This is a genomic window from Tranquillimonas alkanivorans, assembly GCF_900115595.1.
In the GTDB taxonomy this organism is placed as follows: domain Bacteria; phylum Pseudomonadota; class Alphaproteobacteria; order Rhodobacterales; family Rhodobacteraceae; genus Tranquillimonas; species Tranquillimonas alkanivorans.
On sequence record NZ_FOXA01000026.1, the window covers coordinates 25,891 to 38,685 of the forward strand.

Sequence of the window (12,795 nt, forward strand, 5' to 3'; positions counted from 1 at the left end):
AGGAGCCTCAGTCCATGCAGATCATTGAAGTCCAGCCGAAGGGAGCAGGAAAGCCGGCCAAGGTCGCTCTCGGCCTGTCCTGGTTCCTCCTCGGTGCGGATGAGGATGCCGCCCGGTATTCCAGCAACCTCGTTCGCAAGATGAAGGAGCCGGCGGGGGTCCGCGCCTACAATCGCGCCGCCAAGAGTGCAGAGCAATTCGCACTCGGCGGCAAGGCCGGCGACCGCGCTCCGGCCGCCTATTCCGCTGCAGCCGCTGTCGCGAAGGCGAACCCGGACCGCGCCTGGCTGATTGCCCTGCAACTGCCCGGAGGCGAGTATTGGGTCTGCTTCGGCAGCAACGGCACGATCATGCCCGATGGCGATCTCGTCATCGAGGGCGAGCAGGAGGCGTTCGCGGCATTCCTCGATGCGAAGCCGTTCGCCGCGTCCGAGGTCGTCGTTCCGGCCGGCTGGTACGACCGGGACGAACTCGACCCCCTGCGACAGACCGATGTCCTGAAGGCACGGGGCCTCGAGTACCTCGAAAACCTTGACTTCGACAAGTCGATGCGCGTCTCCGCCCTGTCGAACCTCAAGGTGCCGATAGTGGCGGGAGGTCTGTCCATCGCCGCGATCTTCGCGATCGGCGCATTCGCACTGCAACCGGACCCTGTCCCTCAACAGATTCGGCCCGCCGAGCCGATCGTGAATGTGCCTGTCGGGCCCTCCGATGCCGAGGTCCGCCAGCAGAGGCATGCCAGATACGATCAGCGCAAGCCGTGGCTGGAGGTACGCAAGGTGACGGATGCATTCGACGCCTGCGCCGAAGCACGGGCCGCCGTTCCTCCCGTTGTTGCCGGCTACACGATTTCCCTGTTCGAATGCGATATCGCCGGCGGCGCCGCGCATCACGACTACAAGGCCGACTGGGGCTACATGGCGTGGGTCGACGAGTGGATCGAGACAAACCTCTCCGCCGACACCTCCCTGTCGAGCTTCGAGCGCGACGGCTCCGGCTTTACCCTGACCACCACCTTGACCACGGATGCGGTGCGCAACCCGGATGTTTCGCTGATGGCGAATGCCGACATCCGCAAGGAGCTGGTCATGGCCGCGAATATCGAGGGCGCCAGTCTCGTTCTCGGCACTCAGAAGCGCCTCGATTTCGGAGACCCGGAGTACCGGGCCCGGTTCGGCCGCACCGAAGTCACGATCACAACCGAGCGAGCGCATGTCTGGAAAGACGTCCTGTCGACGATTCCTGGCTTCGTTCTCACGGCCATATCTTCCTCGGGAGAAGCAGATCCCGTCTATACCTTGAAAGGAGAGGCATATGCGGCCCTTCGTTAAAAACGCACTCATCACGACCGCGCTGATCGGCGCTCTCGCGGGCCAGACCTCTGCTCAAGTCGCCCAGGGCAAGTCTTCGAGCTTTCAGGATCTCTTTGGTGATGTGGCGCTCGATCAGCCTGAGCAAGCTCCTGTGGCATCCAAGCCGAGCGCAGCCCCGGATGCAACCGAGAAGGCCCATCCCTCCCCTGCCTCGGTCTCCGACAATGACCCGTTCGCGGGCGTCGGAGCAAAGGAGGCGGCCGAGGGCGTCATGGCGTCCGGCACCGGCGAAACCGGTGCATCCACTGCCAAGCCGCAGCCCGAGACCAAATCCGAGATCGACGCGCTGTCGGCACGGACCAACGACATGATCCGCGACCTGCAGGCGGGGCTCAAGGAAGTTGGCGGCCTCGAAGAAATCAGCCTGGACCGCATCGACGCGCTGAGCCGCGAGAAAGCGTTCCTGGTGCAGAGCAACGAAGTTGGTGGACTTCGCCTCAAGGCCCTGCGCCAGCAAATCGATGCCATGCTCCTGCTCGAGTCGACTGCAGCCGAACTGCGATCGCTGCGCGGTGAGGTCGAGGCCGAGAAGCAGCAGAACGACCCCTTCGGTAACCAGGTTCCGGCAATGCAGCCGCAGACTGAGAAGGCTGAAGACTCCAGCAGCGAAGTAGGCAACGACGCATCCAAGGAGGAGGCGCCTGCCTACGAGGCGACGATCGCTCCCATGCCGGAACTTCCGCGCGTGGCCGAGATCGTCGGCTCCGCCGGCCAGCTCGTTGCCTACGGCGACTACCTCGACGGCCGCAGGGTCGTGATGCGTCAGGGTGACATGCTGGCCTCCGGCCTTCTCGTACGCGAGGTCCGGCCGAACGGGGTTCGCCTCAAGTGGGCGCCGACTGGCGCGATCAGCGTAGTGCCCGTCGGACCGCGCGTCGAGGCGGCCCAAGCCGGCACCTCGGGGCAGTCGTTCCGCCCTGGCGGGGCCATTCCGCTTGGAACCTTTGCCGAGTGAGGCGCCCCTGCGCCCCTCTCACCCTGTCGAAAAGGACCTGATCATGGATCTCCAGACGATCACAACGCAGCTGCCGTTTCTGCAGCGCCTCCTGAAGCATCCCCCGGAGGCCGACGAAGCGGCGACCACTCCGGACATGCCTCCGGTTGTCGTCCGGGAGCCGTCGACGGGAGACGAAATCCATTTGTCCGGCCGGGTCATCACCTCCACGGGTGGCGTCGCGGAGATCGACGCCATCCTGCGGCCCGATCTCATCGCTTCGTCCGACGGACAAATCTACTACTCGCGCGAAGCGAGTAACGAGGCACGACTCCGGAGTTCGATCAAGACCATCGAAGCCGTTGCCGGTGCGGCGGGCATCAAGCGCGCCGTCGATGCGGCGACGATCGATGCCCTGTACCGCGAGGCCGGACAACCCCTCGAAAGCACCTACACCAAGCGGACGGGCGAGTCCCTCTACCAGACCCAATTCATCGAGACGATCCGGGACGCCGCCGCGGCCCGCGCTTCGGACATCCACATCACGGTGCGCGTCGATAAGGCCACGGTCGAATTCCGCCAGGATGGCGTTCTGCGTCCGGTGAAGACCCTCGCGAAGACCGTCGGCGAGAGCATGGTCGCGGCCATCTTCTCGATGCTTACCGAGCAGTCGCACGCCAACTACCAGCCGGGCTCGTACCAGTTCGGGCGACTGTCGTCAGCGCGTACCTCCCTGCCTCCGGGCGTCCAGGGCCTGCGCCTGCAGTTCAACCCGATCAGCAACGGCCGCCACATGGTGGCGCGGGTGCATTACGCCGATGCGGAGACCCAAAGCCTCGAGGGTCTGGGATACACTCAGAAAGAGATTCAGCAGATCCAGACGATGTTCGCCCGGCCGACGGGCATCTCCATCTTCTCGGGCAAGACCGGCTCGGGCAAGTCCACCTCCCTGACTGCCGCCCTGCAGCACGTCTACGACCGCCGTCGCGGCAAAAGCGGCGAGGCGCAGATCAACCTGATGACCGTCGAGGATCCGGTTGAATACGAAATCGCGGACGGTGCGGCCCGCCAGATGCCGGTTGTTGCGCAAGGGCACGACGATCGTGAAGAGGCCTTCTCGGAGGCGATGAAGGCCGCCCTGCGCTCTGACCCTGACTGGCTCATGGTGGGCGAGATCCGCGACCTTGCGACGGTCGAGCTTGCTGTGGAACAGGCGCTCGCCGGCGCGCCCACTGCGGCATCGTTGCATGCGAACTCGGCGATGGATGTTCTGACGCGTCTCGTCGAGATGGGCCTCAAGCCGCATCTCGCCTACGACGCGACGATCTTCTCGGGTCTCGTCGGGCAGCGCCTGGTCCGGAAGACCTGTCCGAACTGCCGGGTCAAACTGGAAGACGCGATCGGCACATCCACCGAAATCGACGACCTGATGCTCGAGCGCATCGACGCGATGCTGGAGGCATCGCCCGAAGGCTGGTCGCGCGACGACATCTACGTCGCCGGTCCCGGCTGCGCGCACTGTCAGGACGGCTATTCGGGCCGCAGCCTGGTTGCCGAGACGATCATTCCAGATGACCAGTTCATGGAACTGCTCCGCAACGGCCAGAAGGCACAGGCGCGCGACTACTGGTTCAGCGAACTTGGCGGTCTCGACCTTCTCGGGAACGGCTGGAGGCGCGTTCTCAGCGGCGAAGTGAGCCCGGTGATCCTCGAAAACACGGTCGCGCTGATGCGCCCGACGCCTGCACACAAGGCTGCCTTGGAGCGCTGGATCGGGCCCAAGCCGCAGGCGCGCGACTAAGGAAGGAGTAGCCCGCAATGAGCCGCATGAACAAACTGGAATGGTTTCTCGCCAAGCTTTCCTTCCCAGGGCAGAAGCGCGAGATCCTGATGCTGATCTCCCAGCTCACCGAGCAGGGTGTCGGTGTTACCGAGGCTCTCGAGGAGATCGGGCGGGTCTATACCCAGAACGGCCGCAAGCCGCGGGAACCGCTGGCCCTGATGCTGCGGGAGTGGCGAGCAGGCGTCGCGGAAGGGCGTCCGCTTTCCGTGGCGATGCGCGGCTGGGTGACCAAGGCCGAAGAGCTGATCATCGCTGCCGGCGAAGAAAAGAACAACCTCGTGAACGCGCTCAGCGATGCTCTCGATGCCACCAAGGCCAACGCCGATATCCGGGGTGCCATCCTGGGCTCCCTCACCTACCCTGCCGTCCTCGTGCTGGTCCTGCTTGCCGTCCTCTACGGCTTCTCGACCGAGATGGTGCCGACCTTCGCGGCGGTCATGGATCCCAGTCTCTGGACCGGTCTTCCGGCGACGATGTACACTGTTTCGGGCTTCGTCGAGAGCTACCTCTTTCTTGGCCTCGGGATCATCGCGGCGTTCCTGGCTGCCGTGTTCCTGACCATGAGCCGGTTTCGCGGTTCTGCGCGGCGCGCGGTGGAAAAGCTCCCGCCCTACAACATCTACAAGTCGATCCAGGGCGCGAGTTTCCTTCTCAGCGTCTCCGGTTATGTCTCGTCCGGGATTTCCGTGGAAAACGCTCTGCGCCGGATTTCCGCCAATGCGACGCCTTACATGCGCGAACGGACCGACGCCCTCATTCGGAAAATGAACGCCGGCCGATCACTGGGTGACGCCATGCTCGACACTGGCCACGCGTTTCCGTCCAACAAGATCGCCAGCCTTCTCACGGTGTACTCTGAACACAAGAACTTCGGGGCCAACATCGATAGGCTGACCAAGAGCTACATCGAGGAGACGGTGGCGAACACCAGGCGAAACATGGCGTTGATTCAGAATGCCTTGCTCTTCGGGGTATTCGCCACCGTTGCCACGATCGCTGCGACACTCTTCCAGCTGCAGGGCCTGATCGAGCAGGCTGCTTCCAGCGGACAATTCTGATCCGTGCCGCCTTCCTCGGCCCTGGCTCCGCCATGGGTCGGGGAAATTACCGAAGGTCAGGGCAGGCGCATATTTCCATTGAAGAGAAAACCCTGCCCCGCGCCGGAGTGATACAACATGCAGTTTCCCATCCGACAGATCGCACCGAGGTCTGCGCAAGAAGCGAAGAAGGTTCGGGGTATCTCTCTTCTCGAGACCACGCTCGCACTTGCCTTGGCAGCGGTAATCATGGCCGGCACCCAGGTATCGATAACGGAATACTCAGAGAGGCAGGTCTCCAGAGCCAGCGGGATGGCTCTTTTGACGGTCTCCCAGGCGGCCTCACAATTCGTCGATCAACACTTCGATGCGATGCTGGCCAACAGCTCTGCCAATTGCGACAGCCCTGGCAATTGCAGCTACACGATTCAGGATCCCTCGAGATCCGATTTCCTCAGCTTCGCCGGCGAGACGATCGCGAACCCGCTGGGCTACCTGCCATCCGACGATGCCCTCGGCATGTCCTACGAGGTCGTGACGCGGCGCGTTCAGTACACCCGGACGACGGGCGCCGGCGCGACCCCGGTCGACAGCCTTCACGTGCTGGTCCTGACGAAGAAGGGCATCGACTCTCCGGTGGATGCCGATCCGAGCATGCGGATCGCCGCGGCGGGCGCCGTGGGCCGGCAAGGTGGTTACGTCACCACCGGCGATGTCCTGTGCAGCGACAATGCGGGCACGATCCTGCCCGAGGGTACGATCTGCGGCAATTTCGGCGGCTGGACCATCGCGCCCGGGCTCTATTCGCGGATCTCCAACATTCAGGACTACGCCACGGCGGCGTTCTTCGTCCGCGGCGACAGCTCCGTCTATGGCGACCAGCTCTTCCGTCTCGACTACGGCGATCCGGAGCTCAACACGATGCGGACCGACCTCGTGCTCAGCCCCGGCGACGCCGACATCCAGATCAACAACAACGACCTGACGGGCGCGCGCCGCATCGTCGGCACCGGCGACAGCAATGCAGCCGACGACACCGACGAGCTGGTGATCCAGCAAAACAGCGGACGCCTGCGCTTGAGCGCCGACGAGGAAGTCGTCATCCAGGGCCAGAAAGCCCGCGTCGAGACGCAGGAAGGTCTCGAGATCGCGGAAGGCACCGGCCCGCTCGCCGGGAAGTCCCGCCTGTCCTCCGATACTGGCGACCTCGACTTCGACGCCGGCACCGGTGTTTATGGCTTCCGATCCGCCGGCGACATCCTGGCGGACATCCAGGTCGCGAACGACGGCACGATGTCCTTCCGCAACGCGAATAACAAACTGCGCTTGCAGGGCACGAATGCCATGCCTGCCGAGATCGACACCGACGCCGACTTCCTGCGTCTTGATGCAGGCAACTCCGTGGTCGTGGGCGCCGAGGGCAACTACCGGGTCGGTGGAGCCGGCGGTCCCGTCTACAACACCGGCGACGGGACGCTGCGTGTCGGGCGCATCGTAGCCCAGGATATCGAGGTCGCCGAAGCCGGTGGCTCGCTGGGTGGCATCATGCCGCGCTGGCGCTTCATGGGCGCCTATGCCTTCGAAAGTGCCTATGACGTGGGCTCCGGCACCGCCCAGGCTGTCGTGCCCTACCCCGACTGCAAGGCGACGCGCTTCGACGGTGCGGATGACGGCCGCCTCAAGCCGCGCATCCTGATCCAGGCCGCTTCCATTTTCACGCAGCAGAAATCGGGAGACATGGCGATCGAGATGTATGCCGACGAGCAGCCGGGCGGCTGGCGGGTCTACGCCATCGATGTTTCCTCCGAAGATGCCATGGATCAGTACGACCCGGAGAAGAGCTTCCAGGTTCGCGGCATCGCACAGACCTATTGCTACTTCGATGTCGAAGCCGGCGGTCAGGTCGAGGGGCCGGAGAACCCGGACCCGAATGCGGGCGCGATATTCACCCCGCGGGTTTCCAACCGGTGAGGTAAAGGGCGGGGCCCGGAGCGTTTTTTTTTCGATCCGGGCTCACGCGCGTATTTCCTTATTGCCAGTAAGGCTTGCTTCCAATCCCCTGAGAGGACGGACTTATGAATACGACTTCCACGGCACTTCGGGGCGACAAGACGTCCCTCAAGGGCATGACCCTTCTTGAACTGATCTTCGTGTTTTCGATCATCGCGATGGTCGCCATCGGCGCCTTCTTCACCTTCAACCAGATTAGCGGCTCCCAGCGTGTCTCCGCCACCAACCAGGCCGTGGCCACCATGGGGACCGGGATCAAAGAACTGTATCGCGGCCAGTCGAACTTCACCTCGCTGACGACCGAGATCGCCATCCGCACCGGCAAGGTGCCTGCGGACCTGGTCCAGTCGGACACCGAGATCCGCAACGACTGGGGCGGCGACATCATTGTTACGGGCAATTCGCGCGACTTCGAGATCGAGGTCAACGGCGTGGATTACGAGGCCTGCGCCAACCTGGCGGCCGCCGCGACGCTGACGCCGACCTTCATCTACGCGTTCCAGATCAACGCGGAGACCCCGCTGACCACGCCGTCCGTCGATCCCGGCACCGCTGCTACGCAGTGCCTCGATACCGGCACCAACACCCTCACCTACTACGTGCGGTGAGCCCTGACGGAGCCGGGCAACCCGGCTCCGGAACGCCTTCGAGGCGATCAACACCAGGAGGGTGGCATGTACAGTTATCTGTTCTCGGCGCTCGCGCTTGCGTCCTTTGCCATCCTCGCCCTTCCCATGCACCAGGATGCTGTCGTGTCGCGCAGCGAGACGCGCGCGGTGCAGGCCGACGCGCAGACCGCCGAGCTCAAGTACTGGGCGACCGCGATCCGCACCGCAGTTCAAGACGGGGTGATATCTCCTCCGTCGACCGGCATGAGGGAAATCACCCAGACCGAATTCAGAGATATTCTCCTGCCTCGCATTGCGCCCCGGCGTGAGGGCAATCGCCTTCCCGCGGCCAGCATGTCCTTCCTCGTCGACGAGAATGGCGAAGTGCATTTCCGACCCGAGGGCTGCGAAGCGCAGGATTGCGTCGTTCCGATGAAGACGGCGTTTCTGCCCGGGTATGTGCCCGCGGACCACTACGATGAGGATAATATCTCCGACATCATCGAAGAGCAGTAAATTCGCCTTCGATCCGAGGCCGCCGGGTCAATCTTCTCTGTACGAACGAGACAATTCCGAACGGAGAGGACTGTTTTCATGTCGCGCATCTCGACCATTTCCGCACCCCGTGTGACCGACGCTTCTTTCGAAGATCTGCGGGACACGTCCTTGAGCCACATGGAAGTGCCGGGTCTTTTCTCTGCGACCGCCACTCCCGACGACGAGGACGACCGCGATCTGGCGGAAAACGAAGCTGGCGAGACGGTCTCCTCCTTTGCCACCCCCTACAACCTCTGGGCGGTCCGTACCGGACGCCACACGCCCCTGCCCCGCCCCGCCTCGCTGTGGTCGCGGATGAAGATGATCCCGATCGAGGACTATGCTGCTGCCCAGGGCGCACAGGTGCGCCGCGCCGACCCGCTGCTCCACCCGAGCCGTGACACGATGTGGTCGCGGCCCGATGCGGAGATTTCCCAGGACGGTCGCCTCTGGGAGCCGGTTCTCTGCCTGCCGGTGAATTCCTTTCAGCTCGACCAGTGGCGTGATCTCGACGGCTGCGCCCAGGTGTCCGACAGCGCCTTCCTGATGGCGGCTCACACCGCCTCGGTTCGCGCCGCCGAACGCGTGCATGTCCTCGCTATGACCGGTCTGCGCGTGCAGGAGTTTGTCCTGGAGCGCGATGAGCTCGAGGAGACAATCGCGGAGCTGGAGCAGACTGTCGACGCCTTCTTCGACTGCGTAGCGCATGATGTGCAGCCGGACCTCCAAGGGCGCGACATGGCTCTCTTCTCGGTCCTGAATGCCCGCACCGACGACGAGGCGCCCATGGCGGACTTCCGCGAGGATGAGGAGAAGCAGGCCTTGGTTCTCCGACTCGAGGAGCTCAAGGCCGAACGCAAGGCGGCCGAGAAGGAGATCAAGGAGATCAATGAGACGCTGCGCGCCGCGCTCGCCGGCCAGCGCGGCGCGGTCTTCTCGGAGACCCACGAGATCGTCTGGCAGAAGCGGGCATCCTACGAACGCAAGGCCTCGACTATTCCGGCCTCGGCGCACCTGGCGACGCGGAAGATCAAGAAGAAGGCCTGATCGAACGCCATCCCGGGTTCTCAATGAGAGGGCGGCTTCGAAAGAAGCGCGCCCTCTTGCCTTTGTGATCAGGTTGGGACGCAGCGTCAGGGGCCATATTTACTGGGCAAGCCTTGTTCCTTTCCTGGAGGACAGATGAAAATCACATTTCTGAGGATTGCGGCCCTTGCAACGGCTGTAATTTCGCTGGCACCCGCTGCAGCGATTTCCGATCATATCGCAGTCTATAGTTGCGCGCTCAACCGCGCACCGGACCCGTCGTCCAGCTACAAGTGCCCATGCGACACATTTCCTTCGGGAATTCGTTTCCAGCACAAGGGGATGGATACGATCATCTTCGATAGATCCGACTGGTGCCCGGTTGAGGGTTTCGAACCCGGCGACGTGTTTGGCTCATCCAACTACGCGTATCGTCCGCTCGCTTACTCGGGTTACGGAGACGGGTCGTGGGACGAGTCGATCGACGCCTTCTCACAGTATCGGACGCCGTATGCAAACAATGATGGGTACAGTATGCAGTTCAACGGGCAACGGGCGGTTGATGCTGACAGCTACAGCGACAGCATGACCTCCCGCTTCTCGCCGAATTGGCAGTGGCACAGAGGCGGCAATTTAGAGAACGGCGGGGGGTCGGGTGTCACCTGGGATACCAGAGAAGAACTCGTAAATCTGGCATTCAGTCGACTCGATGGCTACCGGTCTATTTCGTCGCCGAGTGCCGAACAGGTTCGGGTTTATGAGTACTACACCGCTCCTGATTGGGGAGACCTATCGACTGCGAGTAACCTGTCGAGTGCGGAGAAGGCCGCCCCCTCGCCCGACCCGGAGAAGACGATGGAGCAGTACCTGTTCCCACTCGGCGTGTATATCCGGGCAATGAGGTACGACATGCTAAGCATTGACTGGGACGACGAGATGTGCACCTACGATGCGGCCGGTGATCAGGTCTGTCCGACGCTCACGCAGCGGATCAACGACGACTACGCGATCTGGCGTTCAACCAAGAACGTCACTGGCATCGGCGAGCTGCGCTCGATGACCTACGATGCCCTGCGCGGCCAGGGCGCCCAAATGACCTCCGGCCGCATCACGCCGCAGTGGGGCGGCATGACGCGCAACCTTGGCGAACACAGCGACTGAGCCCTTCCCTCCTCCAGAGGGCTCTCGAGCGCCCCGCTTTGGCGGGGCGTTTTTTCGTTCGCCTCACAACATGCACATCGTCCCCCACCGCGCGGGGCCATGGGCATTTTCCCGGGTGCTGTGACGGGAGGGCACGGCTTCGAAAGGCACTTGCTCTCTCGCCTTTGCGCACAAGTTGGGGCGCTGCATCGGGGACCATATTTCCTGATCAAGACCTGCTTCTGGAGGAAGACATGAAAACCGCACTACTTAGGATTGCTGCTGTTTGCGCTGTGGTAACTACCCTTGCGCCAACTCAATCGGCGGCGGCGTATTATACCTGCGATCCGGATAATTACCGGCCCGATCCTAACGGAGCGCCATACTGTGATTGCAGCTTGGACTTCCCTCACGGTGTCCGCTTCTCGCATGGCTATGGCGTGATGGTGTACGAGTACGGGGACTGGTGCCCGGTTGAAAGCGCCTGGGACGATCCGACGAGGTCTACGGCGTACAAGTTCCGTCCAAGGACATACGACAATTTCGGCGCGCGTGGATGGGACGAGACTATAGATGAATTCTCCAAGGAAAAAACGCCCTACCTGAATGAGGAGTACGCATACCGCTTCAACGGTTCTTCAGCTATCGATGCATATGCGGGCGGAAATCGACCAACAAGCCGGTTCTCTCAAGACTGGTACTGGTATAGCGGCCAGAGAACTTTCGAAGACCTAACCATCAGCTGGGATAGTCGCGAAGAACTCGTCGATCTCGCTTTCACGCGCCTGGAGGGATACAGGTCGATCCCTTCTCCGAGCGCCGCGCAGAAGCGCGTATTTGACTACTACATAGATACGCAGACAAATCTTTCGGAACCTCCCAGGTATCCGACTGCGGATCTGGTCGCCCCATCACCGGATCCGGCGTTGTCAATGTACCAGTATCTGGCCCCCTTCTATCTTTATACCAGATTCATGGCTGCAGAAATGTCACCCAGACGTACTCATTGGGATTGGTTTGATGAGATCTGCACGTTCGATGCGGTCGGCGATCAGGTCTGCCCGACCCTTACGCAGCGCGTCAATGATGATTACGCGATCTGGAGGGCGACCAAATACGGCGGTGGCACCGCTGAGCTGCGCTCGATGACCTATGATGACATTCGCGGCAAGGGTGCCCGGGCGACCTCCGGCCGTATCACGCCCCAGTGGGAAGGCATGTCGCGCAACGCCGGCGAATACACCGACTGAGCCCTGCTCTCCTCCAGATGGCTCGAGACGCCCCGCTTCGGCGGGGCGTTTTTCGTTGCAGCACGGCATGCACACCTTCTCAGCACAGCGCCGGTCACACCCCACCCCCTCCTTCGTGCGGGGTGGGGTGAGCCGCCGCAGGACATCCGAAGGGGATCACATGGGCATCGACACACTGAGCGAAGAAGACATCTACCGCCTCGCCGACGCGGGAATCCTCACCGACTTCGCGATCGTTCCCCGCGGTCACCCTGACCTGAAGAGACCGTGGGCCCCCGAGAACTTCCAGACGACGGTCTCAATGCGCCTCCTGGGCGCCGAGATCAGGGCTGCCTACGACCCGCACCAAGCTGCGCAGTCAGCTGGCTTCGTTGAAGCCTTCTATAAGCATTCGGGGCGCGAATACACGCCGCCGGAGCCGACGGAAGCACAGCTCCGGGACGCCGCGATCGTCGCTGCGGTCCAGGCTCACGTGGACACGCTCTCGGCGCACAAGCGCCTCGCGATCTTCGGTCATCTAAGCGCAGACATCGGGACGCAGGACGCCGACTGACCAGACGGCCCGGGCTGCCCGCCGCGCCTCCTTCGGACGCGCCGCGGCAGACAGCCCGCTCCGCCAGGCAGCAATTTCTCTCGGTTCACAAAGGGTCCTCCCATGTCACGCACCACCATCACCCTCGCCTGCTCGATCGTAACCGCTCGGTTTCTACCGCGGCCCGTTTTCCTTGACGCGGGCGATGATGTCATGATCGGCGACGAAGTCCTCGAGGAATGCTTGCCATGCATCCGGTGAGCGACGTGCGTCGTTGAGCATGTCTTTCAGTTCGTCGATGCCATCGTCGGTCAGGGCGGTGATGCCTTCTTCGCTTCCGGTGTGGACGCTGATGATGGCGCCATAGCTGAGGTTGTCGTCGTTCTCGACGATGGCTTCCAGCATTTCGCAATCTTCGCCGAGCATCTTTGCGACGTGCTCGATGGTACAGACGTGAGTGACAGTGGCCATCATGCAGCCTCGGCCTGTGAGACCGCCTTCGGGG

12 protein-coding genes are annotated in these 12,795 nt (G+C 62.7%); 11 read left to right on the forward strand and 1 reads right to left on the reverse strand.

All coding sequences use genetic code 11. From position 1 onward, the window contains the following. Nucleotides 1-14 precede the first annotated feature (14 nt). The 11 genes from pilO2 to BM162_RS18595 all read left to right on the forward strand — a co-directional run bounded on the left by pilO2 (nucleotide 15) and on the right by BM162_RS18595 (nucleotide 12,311). Nucleotides 15-1,331, forward strand: coding sequence for a type 4b pilus protein PilO2 (gene pilO2, locus BM162_RS18545; RefSeq protein ID WP_093424977.1), 1,317 nt, complete (start codon nucleotides 15-17; stop codon nucleotides 1,329-1,331). Then, a complete protein-coding gene (gene pilP, locus BM162_RS18550) occupies nucleotides 1,315-2,328 on the forward strand; it encodes a type IV pilus biogenesis protein PilP (RefSeq protein ID WP_093424979.1) in 1,014 nt (337 codons plus the stop codon). Before pilO2 ends, pilP begins: the two co-directional genes overlap by 17 nt. Before the next feature lie 43 nt (nucleotides 2,329-2,371). Next, the gene (locus BM162_RS18555) at nucleotides 2,372-4,108 is read left to right on the forward strand and encodes a GspE/PulE family protein (RefSeq protein ID WP_093424981.1); all 1,737 of its coding nucleotides are present in this window, start codon (nucleotides 2,372-2,374) and stop codon (nucleotides 4,106-4,108) included. A gap of 17 nt (nucleotides 4,109-4,125) precedes the next feature. After that, nucleotides 4,126-5,208 (forward strand): type II secretion system F family protein, encoded by a 1,083-nt coding sequence (locus BM162_RS18560; RefSeq protein WP_093424982.1) that lies wholly within the window; start codon nucleotides 4,126-4,128, stop codon nucleotides 5,206-5,208. A 117-nt stretch (nucleotides 5,209-5,325) separates the two neighbouring features. Beyond that, nucleotides 5,326-7,158 (forward strand): hypothetical protein, encoded by a 1,833-nt coding sequence (locus tag BM162_RS18565; RefSeq protein ID WP_143096215.1) that lies wholly within the window; start codon nucleotides 5,326-5,328, stop codon nucleotides 7,156-7,158. Nucleotides 7,159-7,262: 104 nt separating this feature from the next. Next, entirely contained in the window at nucleotides 7,263-7,805 is a 543-nt protein-coding gene (locus BM162_RS18570) for a type 4 pilus major pilin (RefSeq protein ID WP_093424986.1), read from the forward strand. A 66-nt stretch (nucleotides 7,806-7,871) separates the two neighbouring features. Further along, on the forward strand, nucleotides 7,872-8,321 hold the full coding sequence (locus BM162_RS18575) for a hypothetical protein (RefSeq protein WP_093424987.1): 450 nt from the start codon (nucleotides 7,872-7,874) through the stop codon (nucleotides 8,319-8,321). Between the two features lie 78 nt (nucleotides 8,322-8,399). After that, nucleotides 8,400-9,389, forward strand: coding sequence for a hypothetical protein (locus BM162_RS18580; protein ID WP_093424989.1), 990 nt, complete (start codon nucleotides 8,400-8,402; stop codon nucleotides 9,387-9,389). Between the two features lie 135 nt (nucleotides 9,390-9,524). Then, nucleotides 9,525-10,529 carry a hypothetical protein gene (locus BM162_RS18585; RefSeq protein WP_143096216.1) on the forward strand — a complete coding sequence of 335 codons (1,005 nt, stop codon included), beginning with the start codon at nucleotides 9,525-9,527 and terminating at the stop codon, nucleotides 10,527-10,529. A gap of 233 nt (nucleotides 10,530-10,762) precedes the next feature. Beyond that, nucleotides 10,763-11,758: a hypothetical protein gene (locus BM162_RS22490; RefSeq protein WP_143096217.1), complete on the forward strand. Its 996-nt coding sequence runs from the start codon at nucleotides 10,763-10,765 to the stop codon at nucleotides 11,756-11,758. Between the two features lie 160 nt (nucleotides 11,759-11,918). Further along, nucleotides 11,919-12,311: a hypothetical protein gene (locus BM162_RS18595; protein WP_093424993.1), complete on the forward strand. Its 393-nt coding sequence runs from the start codon at nucleotides 11,919-11,921 to the stop codon at nucleotides 12,309-12,311. 153 nt (nucleotides 12,312-12,464) lie between these two features. Here the strand turns inward: BM162_RS18595 and BM162_RS18600 are convergent. Continuing rightward, the coding region (locus tag BM162_RS18600; protein WP_245759337.1) for a hypothetical protein at nucleotides 12,465-12,795 on the reverse strand (331 nt) is incomplete at its 5' end.